Here is an 18,386-nt window from a genome sequence, read left to right on the forward strand (position 1 = left end):
CTCATCCCCGCGCCCCCCGTCCCCCACACCCCCCCCCCCCCCCCCCCCGCGGGGGAGCCCCCCCCCGGCCCCCCCCCCCCGGGCGGGACCGGCACGGCCCGGTTCGTGCTCAAGAAGCTCCTCGAAGCGCTGATCAGCATCGTGCTGGTGATCGTGCTGTTCTTCTTCCTCTTCCGGATGCTGCCCGGCGACCCGGTCGCGGCGATGACCCGCGACCACCCCACCAGCCCGCGGCAGATCGCCGAACTGCGCGAGAAGATGGGCGTCGACAAGCCCGTCTTCGTCCAGTTCGGCAACTACTTCTGGAACCTGCTGCACGGCGACCTCGGCGAATCCCGGCTGCTCAACAACGGCCGCCCGGTCGCCGACATGATCGGCGAACGGCTCTGGCCGACCATCCTGCTCGTCGGCAGCGCCACCCTGCTCGCCGTCGTCCTCGGGCTGTGGCTCGGCATCCGCGCCGCCTGGCGCCGCGACAGCTTCTTCGACCGCAGCCAAACCGGGCTCGCGCTGACCCTGTGGTCGGTCCCGCAGTTCTGGCTCGGCCTGATGCTGCTCGTGGTGACCAACGGCCTGTTCCCCAGCCGCGGCATGCACTCCCCGGACGCCGCACCCGACGTCCTCTCCCAGACCCTCGACGTCCTGCACCACCTCGTGCTCCCGTGCGTCACGCTGCTGGCGGTGTTCTACGCCCAGTACATGCTGATCATGCGGTCGTCGCTGCTGGGGGAGATGAACGCCGACTACCTCACCACCGCCCGCGCCAAGGGCCTGCGCGACGACCTCGTCCGCCGCCGCCACGCCGTCCCCAACGCCCTGCTGCCCACCACCACGCTGGTGTTCATGCAGTTCGGCTCGGTGCTGGCCGGCGCGGTCACCGTCGAGGCCGTGTTCAGCTGGCCCGGCCTGGGCCAACTGACCTACGACGCCCTGCACGGACCCGACCTGCCGGTGCTGCAGGGCGTGTTCACCGTCCTGGCCGGCGCGGTGGTGCTGATGAACCTGCTCGCGGAACTGCTCTACCGCGTGCTCGACCCGAGGGTGCGTACCTCATGACCACCGCCGAGACACCCCGGCAGATCACGTGGGCGCGCCGCCGGGCGTCGCTGAAGAGGACCTGGCGCGAGTTCGCCGGCCAGCGGGCCGCGCTCACCGGGCTCGTCCTGCTCGGCGCCACCGTGCTCGTCGCCCTGCTCCTGCCGCTCATCAGCGACGAGACCGGCCTCGACGTCACCAAGGCCACCGGGGCACCGCTGTCCCCGCCGAACGCCGACTTCTGGCTCGGCACCGACAACTTCGGCCGCTCGGTGCTGCTGATGACCGTGTGGGGCACCCGGATCTCCCTGCTCGTCGGGTTCTCCGCGGCACTGCTGTCGGTCGTCATCGGCACCCTGATCGGCATCACCGCCGCCCACTTCGGCGGCTGGGTGTCGGCGACCCTGCTGCGGTTCACCGACTTCTTCCTGGTGCTGCCCTCCCTGATCCTCGCGATCGCGCTCTCGGCGGTGCTGCCCAAGGGCGTCGGCACGATCATCATCGCCATCGGCCTCACCGCCTGGCCCAGCACCGCCCGGCTCGTCCGCGCCCAGACGCTGACCATCGAGAGCCGCCCCTACATCGAGCGCGCCCACGCCCTCGGCGGCGGCCACCTGCACATCATCGGCCGGCACGTGCTGCCCGGCGTGATGCCGCTGGTCCTGGCCAACACCACCCTCGTCGTCGGCAACGCCGTCATCGCCGACGCGACCCTGTCGTTCCTCGGCGTCGGCGACCCCAACTCCATCACCTGGGGCCTGGTGCTGGAAAACGCGCTCAACAACGGCGCCATCAGCCGCGGCGCCTGGTGGAACGTGCTCCCACCGGGCATCGCCATCGTCCTCGTCGTCCTCTTCTTCACCCTGGTCGGCCGGGGCCTGGAGACCGTGTTCAACCCGAGGTTGAAGAAGTGACCACCCCGCTGCTGCAGCTCACCGACCTGAACGTCACCTACGCGGTGGGGGACTCCGAAGTCCCCGCCGTCCGCGGCGTCGGCCTCACCCTCGACCCCGGCGGCACCCTCGGCGTCGCCGGCGAATCCGGCTCCGGCAAGTCCACCGTCGCCATGAGCGTGCTGCGGCTGCTGCCGCGCACGGCGAAGATCACCGGCGAAATCCTCCTCGACGGCCAAGACGTCACCACCATGAAGTGGGGACGGCTGCGCGCGGTCCGCTGGGCCGAGGCGTCGGTGGTGTTCCAGGGCGCCATGCACGCGCTCAACCCCGTCCGCAAGATCGGCGAGCAGATCGCCGAACCGCTGCGGCTGCACCCGCCCGCCGGCAAGACGCTCACCGACGCCGCTGTCGACGCCCGCGTCGCCGAGCTGCTCACCCAGGTCGACCTGCCCCCGAGCCGGGCCGGTGCCTACCCCCACGAGCTGTCCGGCGGGCAGAAGCAGCGCGTCATGATCGCCATGGCGCTGGCCTGCTCGCCCCGGCTGATCATCGCCGACGAGCCGACCACCGCCCTCGACGTCATCGTCCAGGCCCAGGTCCTCGCCCTGCTCGCCAAGCTGGTCGCCGAACAGCACATCGGGCTGATCATGATCAGCCACGACCTGTCCGTGCTCGCCGCCACCTGCGAACGCATCGCCGTCATGTACGACGGGCAGATCGTCGAGGAAGGCCCCAGCGCCGAGGTGATGGGCTCACCTCGCCACGACCACACGCGAGCGCTGGCCGCCGCGTTCCCCACCGTCGGCGACCCGGTGTCCCGCTTCGCCCCGGCCACCAGCACCCCGCTGCCGCCCGAACCGGCGAACCGCGTTCCCGGCGGTGAGCCGCTGCTGGCCGCGGAGAACCTGCGCGTGTCCTTCCGCGACCGCACCGGCAAGCGCATCGACGCCGTCGCCGGCGTCGATCTCACGGTGTCCCGCGACGAGATCGTCGCCCTGGTCGGCCAGTCCGGCTCCGGCAAGACCACGCTCGCCCGCACCCTGCTGGGCCTGCAGAAACCCGATTCCGGCGTGGTCCGCTACGCCGGGAAACCCGTCCCGGCCGGCGGGGCCGGGCTCAAGGCCTACCGCCGGCAGGTCCAGCTCATCCTGCAGGACCCGACGAGCGCGCTCAACCCGGCCCACACCGTGTACGAGGCCGTGGCCGAAGGCCCGCGGATCCACCGGCTCGCCGACGAGCGGGCCGTCGTCCACCGGGCGCTGGAGGCCGCGGAGCTGCGGCCCGCCGAGAAGTACGCCGACCGGCTGCCGCACCAGCTCTCCGGCGGCCAACGCCAGCGCGTCGTCATCGCCGGGGCGCTGGCGCTCGAGCCGTCGGTGGTGGTGGCCGACGAACCGGTCGCCTCCCTCGACGCTTCCGTCCGCGGCGAAATCCTCGCCCTGCTGCTGCGGCTGCGCCGCGAACTCGGCCTCGCCGCGCTCGTGATCACCCACGACCTGGGCCTGGCCTGGAACATCGCCGACCGCGTCGCCGTGATGTACCGCGGCGAGCTCGTCGAAACCGGGACCGTCGAACAGGTCCTGCTCGACCCGCGGCACGAGTACACGAAGTCCCTGCTGGCCGCCCTGCCCGGCGGCACCCTCCAGCACCGCACTGTCGAAACCTGATACTGCGAGAACTCCGCACGAGCGCGGTGTGTAATCTCCGAACGGAAATGGCGACCACCACCGACCCCGCACAGACGCCCTCGACCGGCCTGGCCGAGCGGCTCCGCGTGCCCTCGCGATTCCCCTACCGCACGATCGCGATGGGCACCGTCGGCAGCACCCTGCTGATGATCGCCGCCCTCGGCGCCGGCGGCATCCTGATCTCCGACCCCGTGCTCGGCCACGGCCCGCTCTCGTGGGTCCGCTACGGCCACGGGCGCATGCTCGCCAACGCCGTCCTCTACACCGGCTTCGGCATGGTCGTCTGGGCGTGGGTCCGGCTCGGCCGCTACGTCCTCGCCGGCCGCATCGGCAGCCGCCCGATCCTGGTCGCCGCCGGGTGCTGGATGGCGCCGCTGCTGGTGTCGCCGCCGCTGTTCACCCGCGACGTCTTCTCCTACCTCGGCCAGGGCGCCCAGCTGCTCTACGGGCTCGACCCGTACGCCAACGGCCCCGCCGAGCTCGACGTGCTGCCGAACGTCGTGCAGAACGTCCACCCGCTCTGGCAGACCACCCCGGCCCCGTACGGCCCGCTGTTCCTGCTGATCTCCAAGGGCGTCGTCGCCACCAGCGGCGACAACATGATCCTCGGTGTCATCCTCATGCGCCTCGTGCTGCTGGTCGGCCTGGCCGGCACGCTGTGGGCGCTGCCGCGGCTGGTCAAGCACCTCGGCGGCAAGCTCCCGGTCGCGCTGTGGCTCGCGGTGGCCAGCCCGATGATGGTCATCCACCTCTTCGGCGGCCCGCACAACGACTTGATGATGCTCGCGTTCCTCACCATCGGCGTCCTCGCCGCCCTCGAGCGCAAGCACGTGCTCGCGGTCGTCCTGGTCACGATCGGCATGCTGATCAAGCCCACCGCCGCGATCGCGCTGCCGTTCATCGTCTGGATGTGGGCCAACCACCTCACGGGCGAGTCGAAGGTCCGCAACTTCCTGCGCGCCGGCGCGGCCTCGATGGGCCTGTTCCTGCCGGTGTTCGTCGCGGGCACGTGGATCTCCCTGGGTTCGCTCAACCTCGGCTGGTGGTCCGGGCTCAAGGCGCCCCAGCTCATCGCGAACTGGCTGAACATCCCCACCGGCATCGGCGAGGTGTTCTACAACCTGGTCCACCTGATCGTGGACGTCCAGGTCTCGCCGTTCGTGACGGTCGCCCGCGCGGCGGGCATGCTCCTGCTGATCGCCTTCGGCGTCCGCCAGTGGTGGCTCGCCCGCGGCGGCGGCACGGAGGCGGTCTACCGGGCCGGGATCTCGCTGCTCGCGGTGGCGATCCTCATGCCGCCGACCCTGCCGTGGTACCTGACCTGGGGCTTCGTACTGCTCTCGGCGTTCAAGTGGCAGCCTCGCCACTTGGCGCTCGTGGTGGCGGTGTCGGTGTTCGTGACGCTGGTCTACTACCCGACGGGCGAGCAGGCCCTGTACGACTGGTGGTTCATCGCGCTGGTGGTGGTGGCGAGCCTGTACTCGGCGGCGTCGCTCCTGCGCCCGGACCCGCTGGGCGTCATCGACGCCTGGCGCCGCCCGGAGAAGTTCCTCCGCGACTAAGGCTCCTGACAGAACGATCTTCGGGGTCTTCCGATCCTCACATGTTCGCCCTGCGAGGCGTGGCCCAAAAGCGGTCCGAGGCCCATCGCCCGCCGTGGGCAGGCCCATGGCTCCGGGCCGGGCACGGTCAGGTGAGTGGTTGAGCGCACCATCGCGTAGTACCACGGCATGAAACGCCTGCGCATCCGCTGAGAACGCCCCGACGACATCCACGAAGCTCGCCACCTGCATCATCACCTGGCGACACGTCGCACGACTTTGTAGGAACTCCAAGCCGGGCGGCTGCGCGCCATCTCCTGCGCTGCACGCCGTAGTAGCGGCCGGCGTGCTCCCGCTCTTCGGAGGACATGCCGGGACGATGGCACGCCCGCCGGCCCGGAGCCACCGGATTCAGGCGATTCCGGTCCAGCCGGTCCACGTGTGCACGTCCGTGACCACCACAGCGTGCTCCGGCGGGCGCTCGGCGTACTGCTCGTACTTGGCCACCAGCCACGCCACCGGCTCAGCCCCCGGCGGCTCCACCCGCGCCACCCCGTCCGCCCGCGCCCACCACAGCTGCGTCCAGTCCTCGGCGTAACCGTCGGCCAGGAAGCACACCGCCGGGTTCTCCGCGATGTTGCGCAGCCGCCGCAACGCCACCGAAGACTTCGGCTTGTGGTCCACCGCGAACACCACCGTGTCACCGCGCACCGCGAACGTCACCGGCACCAGGTGCGGCACCCCCTCAGCCGAGGCCGTCGCCAGCCGCGCCACCCGTGCCGCGGCGAACCGGTCCCGGGCCTCCGTCGACGTGAGCTTCACGTCAACGCGGGGGAGTCGAACGTCAGCGTCCCCAGGTCCGCGTCCAGCGTCACCGGTACCCCCAGCGGCAACGTCGGCGACGACGCCACGTGCCCGAACCCGAACTCCTCCACCAGCGGCACCCCCAACGGCCCCAGCCGGTCCAGCACCAGCGCCCGCACGTCCGCAGGGTTCCCGCACGCCGCCCACGAACCCAGGACGATGCCGCGCACCCCGGCGAACCAGCCGCTGCGCAGCAGCTGCGTCAGCATCCGGTCCAGCCGGTACACGCTCTCCGTCACGTCCTCCAGCAGCACGATCGCGTCGCGCGCCGACCCGTGCTCCGGCGTCCCGATCCCCGCCGCCAGCAGCGACAGGTTCCCGCCCGCCGACACCCCCGACGCCCGGCCCGGCACCAACGGCGACCCGCCGCGCACCACCAGCGTCCGCTCCGGTTCGAACAGCGAACGCCGCAGGTGTTCGACCGCGAAGTCGTCGAACAGCACGCTGGCCGGCATCGGGGAGAACAAAGTGGACAGTCCCAGGTGGGCGTCCACCGCGCGGTGCAACGCCGTGATGTCCGACGACCCGGCCAGCACCTTCGGGCCCGCCGCCCGCAGCGCCGGCCAGTCGACCAGGTCCAGCATCCGCTGCACGCCGTAACCACCCCGCGCCGCCAGCACGCACCGCACCCCGGGATCCAGCCACGCCTCGGTGAACTCCGCCGCGCGTGCGGCGTCGGCACCGGAGAGGTACGGCGGCGAGCCCGGGTCGGCCCGCACGCACGGGCCGACCCGCACCTCGACGCCCCAGCCGCGCAGCACCGGCAGCGCCTTCTCCAGCAGGTCCGCCGGCACCGGCCCGGCCGGCGCCACCAGCGCCACCGTGTCCCCGGCCCGCAGCCGCGGCGGCCTCACCGCGACAGCTCCAGCCGCGCCACACCCGGCGTCTCGAAGCCGAACACCTGACCGTAGAACGACAATTCCGCCTCCAGCGCCGCCACGATCGTCGCCGCCTGCCGGAAGCCGTGCTGCTCGCCGGCGAACCGCTGGTAGGCGTACGGGATCCCACGCCCGGCCAGCTTGGCCACGAACCGGTCGGCCTGCTCCGGCGGGCAGATCCGGTCGTCCAGCCCCTGCTGGAACAGCACCGGCCCGGCCAGCCCCCCGACGTTCGCCAGCGGGGAACGTTCGACGTACCGCTGCCGCGTTTCCGGCAGCGGCCCGACGAGCCCGTCCAGGTACCGCGACTCGAAGTCGTGCGTGTCGCCCTCGGTCCCGGTCCACCCGGCCAGGTCCAGCACCGGGTACATCACCGTGCCCGCCCGGTAGGTCTTCGTCGTCGTCAGCGACGCCGCCGCGGTGAACCCGCCCGCGCTTCCGCCGCGGATCCCCAGCCGGTCACCGTCGGCCAGCCCGGCCGCCACCAGCGCTTCGGCCACCGCGACGCAGTCGGCGACGTCCACCACGCCCCACTGCTCCCGCAGCCGCTCGCGGTAGGCGCGCCCGAACCCCGTCGACCCGCCGTAGTTCACCGCCGCCACGCCGATGCCGCGGCTGGTGAAGTAGGCGATCTCCAGGTCCAGCTCGGCGAGGTGCTGCCCGGTGGGGCCGCCGTGGACGTGCACCAGCAGCGGCGGCCGTTCACCGTCGGGTGCCGCGAAGTCCGGGTTCCGCGGCGGGTACAGCACCACCGGCACGGTCTCGCCGTCCGGCGTGCTGAACACCCGCTCCTGGGGCACCGGCAGGAACGCCGAAGGCAGCTCCGGCTGCGGCGTCAGGTCCGTCACCGAGCCGTCGAGGGAAACCCGCACGACGGCGGACTCCCGAGCCGGCCCGCCCGCGACGCCGGCGACCGTGTCGCCGGACACCGCCAGTCCCGTCGAAGACCAGGCCGTCAGCTCATCGGCCACCGGCGCCACGGTGCCGTCCGCCTCGTCGAGCACCACCAGCCGGCCCGAGGAAAGCACCGCGTGCCGCCCGCCGCCCAGCGGCGCGAACCACCGCGACCCCGCCTTCCACAGCGGCCCGCCGAGCTCCTGCTCCACCGGCGCGAGGTTCACCACCGAGCCGTCCAGGCCGATCCGGTGCAGGTTCCACCAGCCGCCGGGGTCCATGAGCGCCAGCAGCGCGGCCGGCGTCTCCCACTCGACCTGGCACACCGAGACGTCTGCGCCGCCCGCCAGCACCCGGTGCGGCCCGAACGAGCCGTCCGCGGCCACCTCGGCCACGCACAGCTCGGTGCCGTCCCACGGCATCAGCGGGTGGTCCCAGCCGAACCAGGCCGCGTGCCGCCCGTCCGGCGACAGCTTCGGCACGGTCAGGAACCGGTGGCTCGCGGCCAGCACCCGCTCGCCGCCGCCGTCCACGGCGATCGCGACGAGTTCCCGTTCGACGTCGGTGGGCCGCGGCCCGGTGCCGCGCTCCCGGACCGCCCACACCTCACCCGGTCGCCCGGCCCGCAGATCGCCGTAGCGGGCGCTCTGCGGCTCCGCGGGGGAGGGCGTGAGCGCCACCACGCCGATTTCGCTCTGCGCGTACACGCGCTGATCGGCCCAGTGCGTGAAGACCACGGAATCCCCGGCGGCCGCCCACGGCCGCCCGCCGTACTCGTGCAGCCGGTTGCGGACGTTCCACGGGGCCGGCAGCACGTCCTCGGTACCGCCCGGCACCGCCCGGACCAGCGCGACCCGGCCCTGTTCAGCCGGTCGCGCCTCGGCCCACCACACCTCGTTCCCGACGACGTCGAGCCACTGCGGGCCGCCACCGGCGGCGGCCACTTCGGCGGCGGTGATGGGCGAAGACCAGGTTCCGCACGGGGAGATCCGAGACACCCCCCGAGGCTAGCGGCCCGCGAACGGTGGGGCGGCGGATGCCGATCATGCGCCGGTGGCCTAGGGTCGTCAGTGCTATGTCTCGCGTAATCCACGTCTTCCGCCAGCCGGATCGGTTCGTCGCCGGCACCGTCGGCGAGCCCGGCGATCGCACGTTCTACCTCCAGGCGTCGGAGGACGTGCGCACCATCAGCGTCACCATCGAAAAACAGCAGGTCGTCGTCCTCGCGGAACGCCTGAGCTCACTGCTGGAGGAGGTGGCCAGCCGGTTCGGCGCCGACGTCCCCGACGACGCCCCCGAAGACCTCGTCGACCTCGACCCGCTCACGGTGCCGGTCGAGGAGGAGTTCCGCGTCGGCACCATGGGCCTCGGCTGGGACGCCGACAGCAGCGCGGTCGTCATCGAACTGCTCGCCATCACCGAGGGCGAGGTCGACGAAACGGTCGTGCTCGACGACACCGAGGAGGGCCCGGACGCCGTCCGCGTCTTCCTCACCCCGGCCGCCGCGCGCGCCTTCGCCGAGCGGGCCGACCGCGTCGTCAACGCCGGCCGCAAGCCGTGCCCGCTCTGCGCGGAGCCGCTCGACCCCACCGGGCACATCTGCCCCCGGCAGAACGGCTACCGGCGCGAAACCGACGCGGGCGAAGAAGACTGACCATGGCGACTGCCCCGGCCGACCCCGCGTCCCGCGAACTCGTCACCCACGGCCGAATCGACGTCGAAGGCCGGCTGGTCGACGCCTCCAACGTCACCCTCTTCTGCGCCATCGAGCTCGACGGCGTCACCGGCCGGGTCGTCTACAAGCCGGTGTCGGGGGAGCGGCCGCTGTGGGACTTCCCCGACGGCACCCTCGCCGGGCGCGAGGTCGCCACCGCGATCATCGCCGACGCCGCCGGCATCGGCGCGATCCCGCCGACCGTGCTGCGCGACGGCCCGTTCGGCCCCGGCATGGTCCAGCTGTGGGTGGAAACCACCGAGGACGACCTGGTCGAAGTCCTGCCGCCCGACGACGTCCCCGACGGCTGGCGCCCGGTGCTGCACGCCCACGACCGGCTCGGCGAACCCGCGGTGCTCGCCCACGCGAACCACCCCGGGCTGCGCGACCTCGCCGTGCTCGACATCGTGGTGAACAACACCGACCGCAAGGGCGGGCACCTCCTGCCCGGCGTCGACGGCCACGTCTACGGCGTCGACCACGGCATCTGCCTGCACACCGACCCCAAGCTGCGGACCGTCCTGTGGGGCTGGATCGGCGAGCCGCTGCCACCGGACACGGTCGAGAAGCTGCGCAAGCTGCGCTCCGAAATCGACGGCGGCCTCGGCAAGACCCTGTCGGAGCACATCACCAAGTTCGAGATCCGGGCCCTGGCCGACCGCACCGACGTCCTGCTCGCCGAGGGCCTCTTCCCCGAGCCCGGTGACGACTGGCGCGCCATCCCGTGGCCCCTCTTCTGATCGACGACCCGGCCCGGGCCCGGCTCGTCGACCGCTTCGGCGCGGAACTGGCCGAGCCGTGGTGCGACGCCCTCCCGGACCTGGTCGCGCGCCTGACCGCCGAGTGGGGGCTGACCGTCCGCGAGGCGCGGCCCGGCAACACCGGCCGCACCCTGCTGTGCACCGGCCCCGGCGGCGACCTGCGGGTCCTCAAGCTGACCCCCGATCCGGAAGTCGCCCGGCTGGAGTTCACCGGGCTGCGCGCCTGGGCCGGCTGCTCCCGCGTCGTCCAGGTCCTCGACGCCGACCTCGACACCAACGCGATCCTGCTCGAAGGCCTCGTCCCGGGCACCGAGCTGTCGGGGCGCGACGTGCCGTGGGCCGAGCTCGGCGAGCTGCTCGACCAGCTGCACTCTGTTGATCCAAGCGGAGTCGATCCAAGCGGGGTCGAGCGCGCGTTCCGGCGCCTGGCCGAGGGCATCGAGTTCATCTTCAACCTCTCCGAACGCCGTCGTCGCGAGTCCCCGGCCGCTGCACACCTGAGCGCCGGCGTGCTGGCCAAGGGGCGCGAGCGCGCCATGGCACTGGCCACCAGCGGGCCGGTCACGCTGATCCACGGTGACCTGCACCCCGCCAACGTCCTCGACGCCGGGCCGGAACGCGGCATCGTGGCCATCGACCCGCGACCCGGCCTCGGCGACCCGTCCCTCGACGCCGTCGACTTCGTCTACGTCCCGATGGCCGCCGGCGGCACCATCGACGACGGGATCGCCGCCCTCGCCCCCCACGTCGCGGACTTCGACGCCGAGCGCGTGCGCGCCTGGTGCGTCGCCATGGCCCCGCTGGTCGCGCTCGCGCCGCTACGCCGGGGCGAGCGGACACCGTTCACCGACGCGGTCCTGGAACTGGCCCGCTGACGGCGTGGCATGACCCGTCCGGGGTGCTGCCGCCAGTAGGTTCCCTGCTCGTGCGCTCCCATTCCTATGACGACGTGCTCGCCGGCCGGCGCCGCAAGAAGGTGCCGGAGGTTCCCGCCGAGCGCGGTCTCGTGGTCGAAGACCCGGCCAGCGGCTACTGCGGCGCGGTGGTGAAAATCGAGTACGGGAACGTCGTGCTCGAGGACGCCAAGGGCCGCCACCGCGTCTTCCCGCTCGCCCCCGCCGGCTTTCTCCTCGAAGGCAAACCGGTCACGCTGGTGCCGGTCAAGACGGTGAAAGCGCCGGCCAAGCAGGTCTCCGCGTCCGGGTCGGTGAAGGTGCAGGGCCTGCAGGCCCGCGTGGCCCGCGACTCCCGCATCTGGGTCGAAGGCAAGCACGACGCCGAGCTCGTCGAGCGCGTCTGGGGGCACGACCTGCGCGTCGAAGGCGTCGTCGTCGAACCGCTCGACGGCGTCGACGTGCTCGCCGAACGCATCGCCGAGTTCGGCACCGGCCCCGGCCGCCGCCTCGGCGTCCTGGTCGACCACCTCGTGCCCGGCAGCAAGGAATCGCGGCTCGTCGAGGCCGTCCACGACGAGAACGTGCTGGTCACCGGCCACCCCTACATCGACGTCTGGGAAGCGGTGCGCCCCGCCGCGGTCGGCATCGAGGCGTGGCCCAAGATCCCGCGCGGCATCGAGTGGAAGCAGGGCATCTGCGACGCGCTCGGCTGGGGGCAACCTTACGAAGGCTGGCAGCGTGTCCTGAGCGGGGTGAGCAGTTTCCGCGACCTCGAGACCCCGCTCATCGGGGCGGTGGAACGGCTCATCGACTTCGTCACCGAACCGGCGGAAGAGGGCTGAATGTCCGAATTGTCCAAGGTCACGCGAAGGTTACGTCCCGTCACTGCGCCGGTGCGAACCGGCGCGATCTGAGAGCATGAAGCCATGACTTGGGCTCTGGTCTGGTTGATCGTCGGGATCGCCCTGATGATCGCCGAAGTCGTCTCCGGCGACTTCGTGCTGATCATGCTGGGGGTCGCCGCGCTGTTCGGCGCCGGTGCCGAGGTCCTCACCGGGAACCTGGTCATCGACGTCGCCGTGTTCGCCGTCGCCTCCGTCGGCATGCTCCTGCTGGTCCGCCCCGCGCTCAAGCGGCGCTTCCTCTCCGGGCCGACCCACCACACCGGCATCGACGCCCTGATCGGCGCCCGCGCGGTTGTCGTGTCCACAGTGGACTCCGAAACGGGTCAGGTGAAGCTGGCCGGCGACGTCTGGTCGGCGCGCAGCATGTCGGCGCACCTCCCGCCCATCGCGCCCGGCACCTCGGTCACGGTCGTCGAGATCTCCGGCGCCACCGCCGTCGTGTCGGACGAACCGTGAGCCTCGGACTCGTCATCGTCGGCGAGGGCCACGCCGCGGTGCTCGAACGCGGCGGGCAGTTCCGCAGCGTGCTCGGCCCCGGCCGCCACTTCGTGCTCCCGTTCGCCGACCGGGTCCGCGCCCGCCTCGACCTCCGTGACCAGATCCTCTCGGCCCCGCCCCGCCCGGTCGAAGCCGGCGACGGGCACGAGGTCCTCATCGGCTTCGAGGTCGTCTTCGCGATCACCGACCCGCGCCTGGCCACCTACGAAATCTCCGCCCCGGCGCTCGCGATCGAACAGCTGACCCGCACCGCGCTGCGGCAGGAAGCCGGCCTGACCACGGCCGAGCGCGCCGTCACCGCGCCCGGGGACCTGCACCGTACAGTGTGGACAGTCCTGCACGACACCACCGGCCGCTGGGGCATCACCACCAAGGAGCTGCAGCTCACGGTGAGCCCGCCCGCGGCACCCACAACGCCGTCAACCGCGCAAGAATGGTACTAGGTAAGGGGAAATACTCTTGACCGGATTCGCGATCGGCCTGGTCATCGCCTTGGTCTTGCTCGTGATCATCACGATAGCCAAGGCGGTCATGGTGGTGCCGCAGGCGCAGTCGGCCGTGATCGAGCGGCTCGGCCGGTTCCGCACGGTCGCCTCGCCCGGCCTCAACATCCTCGTGCCGTTCCTGGACAAGGTGCGCGCCCGGATCGACCTGCGCGAGCAGGTCGTCTCGTTCCCGCCCCAGCCGGTCATCACCGAGGACAACCTGACGGTGTCGATCGACACGGTCGTGTACTTCCAGGTCACCGACTCGCGCGCCGCGGTGTACGAGATCTCCAACTACATCGTCGGTGTCGAGCAGTTGGCCACCACCACGCTCCGCAACGTGGTCGGTGGCATGAGCCTCGAGCAGACCCTGACCTCCCGCGACTCCATCAACACCCAGCTGCGCGGGGTGCTGGACGAGGCGACCGGCCGGTGGGGCATCCGCGTGGGCCGCGTCGAGCTCAAGGCGATCGACCCGCCGCCCTCCATCCAGGACTCGATGGAGAAGCAGATGCGCGCGGACCGGGAAAAGCGCGCCATGATCCTCACCGCGGAAGGTCAGCGCGAGTCCGCCATCAAGACCGCGGAAGGCCAGAAGCAGAGCCAGATCCTCTCCGCCGAAGGTGCCCGCCAGGCGACCATCCTGGCCGCCGAGGCCGAGCGGCAGTCCCGGATCCTGCGGGCCCAGGGTGAGCGCGCCGCGCGCTACCTGCAGGCGCAGGGCCAGGCGAAGGCGATCGAAAAGGTGTTCGCCGCGATCAAGGCCGGCCGCCCGACGCCGGAGGTACTGGCCTACCAGTACCTGCAGACGCTGCCGCAGATGGCGCAGGGCGACGCGAACAAGGTCTGGATGATCCCCAGCGACTACGGCAAGGCCCTCGAAGGCTTCGCCCGCGCGCTCGGTGCCCCCGGCGACGACGGTGTGTTCCGGTACGAGCCGGCGAAGGAAGACGACGTCCCGGCCAAGCCCGACCTCGAGGACGAAGAGGTCTCCAGCTGGTTCGAAACCAAGAGCGACCCGAAGGTCGCCGAGGCCGTCGCGGCCGCGGAAGCGGTGGCGCGCAAGGAGGTCCCGGCCATCGGGGCGCCCTCGTCGCCGCCCGCGCGGCCGTCGATCCCGCGCCCGGCCCAGCAGCTTGAGCCCGCCGCCGACGAGGACCGCGGCACGGAGGTCACGCCCGCCCCGCAGCCGCCTTCGAGCTCCCAGCCCCCGACGCCTCAGGGTGGCCAGCCCGCGCTGCCGCAGCCGCAGGCCCCGGCCGGTCCGCCCCCGGGCGGCCAGTACCAGGGCCCGCCCCCGCAGGCCCCGCCGCCGGGCCAGTTCGGCGGCGGCCCCCAGCAGAACCCGGGCACCGGCCCCTTCCCGCAGCAGCCCCCGTTCGGCGGCCCGCGCCGCTGAAGTTCACCCGACGAGGGGCCTCCCACCGAGTGCGGTGGGAGGCCCCTCGCCACGTGTGTCGTCCATCCAGGTACGCGTGTCGTCCGCCTGGGCACGCGTGTCGTCCGGTCAGGTGCGCTGGTAGATGCTCGCGTCGTCGATGTCGGCCTTCGAGCGGTCCTTCAGGAAGATCACGCACAGCACCGTGACCACCGCGGACAGGATGATGTAGCCGGAGATCGCGTACGGCGTCCCGGTCGTGTGCAGCAGCCACGTCGCCAGCAGCGGCGCCGGCCCGCCCGCGAACACCGACGCCAGCTGGTAGCCGAGCCCCGCGCCGCCGTAGCGCAGGTGCGTCGGGAAGCTTTCGCCGATCAACGCCGCCTGCGGTCCGTACTGGAGTGCGTGCGGGACGAAGGACACGACGACCGCGACGAACACCAGCGCGTGGCTGCCGTGCGCCAGGATGGTGAAGTACGGGAACGCGATCACCCCGGTCAGCACCGTCCCGCACAGGTAGACCCGTTTGCGGCCGAAGGTGTCCGACAGCGTCGAGAACAGCGGAATCAGCGCCAGCTCGCACGCGGCCCCGACGAGGACCGCGTTGAGCACGAAGGTCTTGCTGAACTCGTGCCGCGACACGACGTAGATCAGCACGTAGCTGGTGAACAGGTAGAAGGGCATCTGCTCGCTGAACCGGACACCGGCCGAGAGCAGGATTTCCCGCCAGTGGTGCCGGATCGCGTCGAGCACCGGCGTACGCGCGGTCTGCCGGTTCTCGACGAGCTTCGCGAACATCGGCGTCTCGAGGATCTTCAGCCGGATCACCAGGCCGACCCCGACGAGCACCAGGCTGAGCAGGAACGGGATCCGCCAGCCCCAGGAGTCGAACGCCTCGGGGGAGAGCGTCGCCGACAGCAGCGTCATCCCGCCGGTACCCAGCACCAGCCCGACCGGGACGCCGATCTGCGCGAAACTGCCGAGCAGCCCCCGTTTGCGCTGGTCCCCCCACTCCATGGCGAGCAGCACCGAGCCGCTCCACTCGCCGCCGATGGCGATGCCCTGCACCAGCCGCAGCAGCACCAGGATCAGCGGCGCGGCGACCCCGATCGCCGACGTCCCGGGCAGCATCCCGACGACGCCGGAGGAGATGCCCATCAGCAGCAGCGTGACGATCAGCGTCGCCTTCCGCCCGATCCGGTCACCCCAGTGCCCGAAGACGGCGGCCCCGACCGGCCGCGCGGCGAACCCGACCGCGTAGGTGGCGAACGACTGCATGGCGCCGGCGTAGGCGCTCGAAGCGGGGAAGAACAGGTGCGGGAAGACCAGGGCCGCCGCGGTGTTGTAGAGGAAGAAGTCGTACCACTCGATGGTCGTGCCGACCGCGCTCGCCAACGCTGCCCGCCGTACTTGCACTTTGCTGCCTGACGCCACCTTGTGAGTGACGCTGTTGTCTCCCAGAACCATCTCGCAACACCTCCGGTGACCGATGTCACACAACAGTGTGACGCGCGTCAACGGTTTCGGCGATCGATGACGCGTTTCTCGTCCGGTCGGTGACGGAGCGCCGGAAAAATCGGACGCGCGACGGCGAGCTGCGCCGGTGGCCGGGGCACGCCCGCTACGAAGCTTTCCTCGCCGGCAGCCCGGCGACCAAACTTGCCGACTGAGCAACTTTGCAGATTCGGCAAATTTCTGTACTGTGAAGTCATGGACGCCGACCGCGCCGGGCTTCGTGATCGCAAGAAGCAGCAAACGCGCATCGCGCTGAGCTGGGCGGCGATCCGGCTGACCGTCGAACGCGGCTTCGACAACGTGCGGATCGAAGACATCGCCGCCGAAGCCGGGGTGTCCACGCGGACCTTCAGCAACTACTTCGGCAGCAAGGGCGAAGCCATCGTCGCCCGCCACCACGACCGGGCGCGCGCCATTGCCGCCGCGCTGCGCGAACAGCCGGCCGGTAAACCGATCTGGGACGCCGTCACCCAGGCCGCGCTCGACGGGTTCGCGCTCGGCGAACCGGTGCCCGACGGGCAGGGCGCCACCCCGGCGTGGGTGGAAGGGCTGCGGCTGATGGTCGCCGAACCCGCCCTGCAAGGCGAGTTCCAGAAGGCCGGCGCCGCGGCCGAAGCCGAGTTCGCGCTCGCCGTCGCCGAACGCACCGGCACCGACGCCACCCGGGACGTCTACCCGCGGCTCGTCGCGGGCGTCGTCGGGGCGGCGCTCAACGTCGTCACCCAGCAGTGGCTCGTCGCCGAACCGCGGCCGTCACTCGAAGAGGTCCTGCGGGACGTCTTCGGCCGGCTCGCCGCCGGCCTGCCCGAACCCCGCTAGCCCCCCATCCGAAGAGCGCCCGCACGCCGGGCTGCTTCGCCATGCCCATTTTCCCGCCACCGCAAGGAGTTTCGCCATGGAAGACGTCGTCATCGCCGGAGCCGGTCCCAACGGTCTCATGCTCGCCTGCGAACTCGCCCTCGCCGGGATCCGCCCGCTGGTCCTGGAGCGGCTGCCCGAGCCGACCACGGAAAACCGCGCCAACGGTCTCGTCGGCCAGGTCGTCCGCCTCCTCGACCGCCGCGGCCTGCACGACCGGCTGGCGGGCCCGATCGGGCCGCCCGCACCGGCGTTCGTCTTCGGCGCGATGCGGCTCGACCTCACGCTCACCGACCCGAACCCGCTGAACATCCTCGGCGTGCCGCAGCGGCGCGTCGAAGCGATGCTCAACGAACGCGCCGCCGAACTCGGGGTCGAGGTCCGCCGGGGGCACGAGCTCACCGGGCTCACCCAGGACGCCGACGCGGTCACCCTCGACGTCACCGGTCCCGAAGGGCCCTACCGGCTTCGGACCCGGTACCACGTCGGCGCCGACGGCGGCCGCAGCATCACCCGCAAGCTCGCTGGCATCGACTTCCCCGGCGTCACCGAAGACCGCACGCTCTCCTACACCGCGAACGGCACCGTCCCCGCCGAGTTCGCCGACACGGAGTCCGGCGGCCTGCGCGTGCCCGGTCACGGCGTCATCCCGCCGTTCTTCCACTACCGCACCGGAACCGGCCTGTTCGTCTACGCGCCGTTCCCCGCCGGACCGTTGATCAGCACCATGGAGCTGGCCGACGGCGAAGAGTCCGGCGATGAGCCGCCGATGACCCTCGACGAGCTGCGCGCGAGCATCGAGCGGGTCCTCGGGTTCGCGCTGCCGGTCGAGCCGCCGACCGGCGACGGGCCGCACCTGCTGCGCCGGCTGCGCGGGCGCAACACGCGGCTGGCCGCGAAGTTCCGCGAAGGGCGTGTCCTGCTGGTCGGCGACGCCGCCCACGTCCACTCCGCGATCGGCGGCCCCGGGCTCAACCTCGGCCTGCAGGACGCCGCCGGCCTCGGCTGGAAGCTCGCCGCGACGCTGCACGGCTGGGCGCCGGCGGGCCTGCTCGACACCTACGAGAGCGAACGCCGTCCGATCGCCGAGCGCGTCGTCATGCAGACGCAGGCGCAGTCCGCGCTGGTCGCGCCGGGTCTCGAGGTCACCGCGCTGCGCGAGCTGTTCGGCGAGCTGCTGCGGCTGCCCGGCACGGTGCAGCACATCGCGGACCTCATGTCCGGCGCCGACGTCCGGTACGAGCCGGCCACCGACCACCCGCTGGACGGCCGCTGGGCGCCGGACCTCGTCCTGGCCGACGGGACCCGGCTCGCCGAGCTGACCCGGACGGCCCGGCCGCTGCTGCTGGACTTCACCGGCTCGCTCGGCGACGAGCTGCGCGGCTGGACCGACCGCGTCGACCTCGTTCCCGGCCGGGCCCCGGGCGACGCGACCGCGCTGCTCGTCCGGCCCGACGGCTACGTCGCCTGGGCGACCGGCGCGACGGACCCGGACGAAACGGAACGCAAGGCCCTCCGCACCGCCCTCGAACGGTGGTTCGGCCACCCGCTTGACGCGTAGGAGATCTCCTACCTATTGT

General features: G+C 72.0%; 17 protein-coding genes. 13 read left to right on the forward strand and 4 right to left on the reverse strand.

Features of this window, described 5'->3' with window-relative positions; all coding sequences use genetic code 11:
- Positions 1 to 105 precede the first annotated feature (105 nt).
- Genes ACFVYA_RS21270 through mptB form a run of 4 tightly spaced genes read left to right on the forward strand, consistent with a single transcriptional unit; the run spans position 106 to position 5,181 of the window.
- Positions 106 to 1,056 carry an ABC transporter permease gene (locus tag ACFVYA_RS21270; protein ID WP_387047237.1) on the forward strand — a complete coding sequence of 317 codons (951 nt, stop codon included), beginning with the start codon at positions 106 to 108 and terminating at the stop codon, positions 1,054 to 1,056.
- Positions 1,053 to 1,949, forward strand: a complete 897-nt coding sequence (locus ACFVYA_RS21275; RefSeq protein WP_285991725.1) for an ABC transporter permease — start codon at positions 1,053 to 1,055, stop codon at positions 1,947 to 1,949. Before ACFVYA_RS21270 ends, ACFVYA_RS21275 begins: the two co-directional genes overlap by 4 nt.
- A complete protein-coding gene (gene nikE, locus ACFVYA_RS21280; RefSeq protein ID WP_387047240.1) occupies positions 1,946 to 3,598 on the forward strand; it encodes a nickel ABC transporter ATP-binding protein NikE in 1,653 nt (550 codons plus the stop codon). Before ACFVYA_RS21275 ends, nikE begins: the two co-directional genes overlap by 4 nt.
- A gap of 47 nt (positions 3,599 to 3,645) precedes the next feature.
- The gene (gene mptB, locus ACFVYA_RS21285; RefSeq protein ID WP_387047242.1) at positions 3,646 to 5,181 is read left to right on the forward strand and encodes a polyprenol phosphomannose-dependent alpha 1,6 mannosyltransferase MptB; all 1,536 of its coding nucleotides are present in this window, start codon (positions 3,646 to 3,648) and stop codon (positions 5,179 to 5,181) included.
- Positions 5,182 to 5,571: 390 nt separating this feature from the next.
- On the opposite strand, the gene ACFVYA_RS21290 is transcribed toward mptB, so the two are convergent.
- Genes ACFVYA_RS21290 through ACFVYA_RS21300 form a run of 3 tightly spaced genes read right to left on the reverse strand, consistent with a single transcriptional unit; the run spans position 5,572 to position 8,794 of the window.
- Positions 5,572 to 5,982, reverse strand: a complete 411-nt coding sequence (locus ACFVYA_RS21290; protein WP_387047244.1) for a TIGR03668 family PPOX class F420-dependent oxidoreductase — start codon at positions 5,980 to 5,982, stop codon at positions 5,572 to 5,574.
- A complete protein-coding gene (locus ACFVYA_RS21295; protein WP_387047246.1) occupies positions 5,979 to 6,878 on the reverse strand; it encodes an LD-carboxypeptidase in 900 nt (299 codons plus the stop codon). The genes ACFVYA_RS21290 and ACFVYA_RS21295 overlap by 4 nt, the downstream gene beginning before the upstream one ends.
- Positions 6,875 to 8,794 carry a prolyl oligopeptidase family serine peptidase gene (locus tag ACFVYA_RS21300; RefSeq protein WP_387047248.1) on the reverse strand — a complete coding sequence of 640 codons (1,920 nt, stop codon included), beginning with the start codon at positions 8,792 to 8,794 and terminating at the stop codon, positions 6,875 to 6,877. The genes ACFVYA_RS21295 and ACFVYA_RS21300 overlap by 4 nt, the downstream gene beginning before the upstream one ends.
- Positions 8,795 to 8,871: 77 nt before the next feature.
- Between ACFVYA_RS21300 and ACFVYA_RS21305 the strand changes: the two genes are divergently transcribed.
- The 7 genes from ACFVYA_RS21305 to ACFVYA_RS21335 all read left to right on the forward strand — a co-directional run bounded on the left by ACFVYA_RS21305 (position 8,872) and on the right by ACFVYA_RS21335 (position 14,454).
- Positions 8,872 to 9,450 carry a DUF3090 domain-containing protein gene (locus ACFVYA_RS21305; RefSeq protein ID WP_285991732.1) on the forward strand — a complete coding sequence of 193 codons (579 nt, stop codon included), beginning with the start codon at positions 8,872 to 8,874 and terminating at the stop codon, positions 9,448 to 9,450.
- A 2-nt stretch (positions 9,451 to 9,452) separates the two neighbouring features.
- Positions 9,453 to 10,250, forward strand: a complete 798-nt coding sequence (locus ACFVYA_RS21310; protein WP_387047250.1) for an SCO1664 family protein — start codon at positions 9,453 to 9,455, stop codon at positions 10,248 to 10,250.
- Complete coding sequence (locus ACFVYA_RS21315) at positions 10,235 to 11,146, forward strand: aminoglycoside phosphotransferase family protein (RefSeq protein WP_387047252.1); 912 nt, start codon at positions 10,235 to 10,237, stop codon at positions 11,144 to 11,146. The genes ACFVYA_RS21310 and ACFVYA_RS21315 overlap by 16 nt, the downstream gene beginning before the upstream one ends.
- A gap of 50 nt (positions 11,147 to 11,196) precedes the next feature.
- On the forward strand, positions 11,197 to 12,009 hold the full coding sequence (locus ACFVYA_RS21320; RefSeq protein ID WP_387047254.1) for a DUF3097 domain-containing protein: 813 nt from the start codon (positions 11,197 to 11,199) through the stop codon (positions 12,007 to 12,009).
- 84 nt (positions 12,010 to 12,093) lie between these two features.
- Positions 12,094 to 12,528, forward strand: a complete 435-nt coding sequence (locus ACFVYA_RS21325; protein WP_387047256.1) for an NfeD family protein — start codon at positions 12,094 to 12,096, stop codon at positions 12,526 to 12,528.
- Positions 12,525 to 13,013 (forward strand): SPFH domain-containing protein, encoded by a 489-nt coding sequence (locus tag ACFVYA_RS21330; protein WP_387047258.1) that lies wholly within the window; start codon positions 12,525 to 12,527, stop codon positions 13,011 to 13,013. The genes ACFVYA_RS21325 and ACFVYA_RS21330 overlap by 4 nt, the downstream gene beginning before the upstream one ends.
- An 88-nt stretch (positions 13,014 to 13,101) precedes the next feature.
- Positions 13,102 to 14,454 (forward strand): SPFH domain-containing protein, encoded by a 1,353-nt coding sequence (locus tag ACFVYA_RS21335; protein WP_387047372.1) that lies wholly within the window; start codon positions 13,102 to 13,104, stop codon positions 14,452 to 14,454.
- A 108-nt stretch (positions 14,455 to 14,562) separates the two neighbouring features.
- Here ACFVYA_RS21335 and ACFVYA_RS21340 read toward each other — a convergent pair whose 3' ends face one another.
- Positions 14,563 to 15,900 carry an MFS transporter gene (locus ACFVYA_RS21340; RefSeq protein ID WP_387047260.1) on the reverse strand — a complete coding sequence of 446 codons (1,338 nt, stop codon included), beginning with the start codon at positions 15,898 to 15,900 and terminating at the stop codon, positions 14,563 to 14,565.
- A 243-nt stretch (positions 15,901 to 16,143) separates the two neighbouring features.
- Here ACFVYA_RS21340 and ACFVYA_RS21345 point away from each other — a divergent pair, with 243 nt between their 5' ends.
- Both ACFVYA_RS21345 and ACFVYA_RS21350 read left to right on the forward strand, forming a co-directional pair.
- Positions 16,144 to 16,767, forward strand: coding sequence for a TetR family transcriptional regulator (locus ACFVYA_RS21345; protein ID WP_387047262.1), 624 nt, complete (start codon positions 16,144 to 16,146; stop codon positions 16,765 to 16,767).
- 76 nt (positions 16,768 to 16,843) lie between these two features.
- Complete coding sequence (locus ACFVYA_RS21350; RefSeq protein WP_387047265.1) at positions 16,844 to 18,367, forward strand: FAD-dependent monooxygenase; 1,524 nt, start codon at positions 16,844 to 16,846, stop codon at positions 18,365 to 18,367.
- The last annotated feature ends 19 nt before the right edge of the window (positions 18,368 to 18,386 follow it).

It is taken from the genome of Amycolatopsis sp. NPDC058278 (assembly GCF_042881395.1).
Lineage (GTDB): Bacteria > Actinomycetota > Actinomycetes > Mycobacteriales > Pseudonocardiaceae > Amycolatopsis.

Excerpts from the sequence above, each read along its gene's own strand:
- ACFVYA_RS21335 (WP_387047372.1), top strand. The coding sequence starts at position 13,102 with ATGGTGGTGCCGCAGGCGCAGTCGGCCGTGATCGAGCGGCTCGGCCGG.
- ACFVYA_RS21310 (WP_387047250.1), top strand. The coding sequence starts at position 9,453 with ATGGCGACTGCCCCGGCCGACCCCGCGTCCCGCGAACTCGTCACCCAC.
- ACFVYA_RS21325 (WP_387047256.1), top strand. The coding sequence starts at position 12,094 with ATGACTTGGGCTCTGGTCTGGTTGATCGTCGGGATCGCCCTGATGATC.
- ACFVYA_RS21305 (WP_285991732.1), top strand. The coding sequence starts at position 8,872 with ATGTCTCGCGTAATCCACGTCTTCCGCCAGCCGGATCGGTTCGTCGCC.
- ACFVYA_RS21340 (WP_387047260.1), bottom strand. The coding sequence starts at position 15,900 with ATGGTTCTGGGAGACAACAGCGTCACTCACAAGGTGGCGTCAGGCAGC.
- mptB (WP_387047242.1), top strand. The coding sequence starts at position 3,646 with ATGGCGACCACCACCGACCCCGCACAGACGCCCTCGACCGGCCTGGCC.
- ACFVYA_RS21345 (WP_387047262.1), top strand. The coding sequence starts at position 16,144 with ATGGACGCCGACCGCGCCGGGCTTCGTGATCGCAAGAAGCAGCAAACG.
- ACFVYA_RS21350 (WP_387047265.1), top strand. The coding sequence starts at position 16,844 with ATGGAAGACGTCGTCATCGCCGGAGCCGGTCCCAACGGTCTCATGCTC.
- ACFVYA_RS21275 (WP_285991725.1), top strand. The coding sequence starts at position 1,053 with ATGACCACCGCCGAGACACCCCGGCAGATCACGTGGGCGCGCCGCCGG.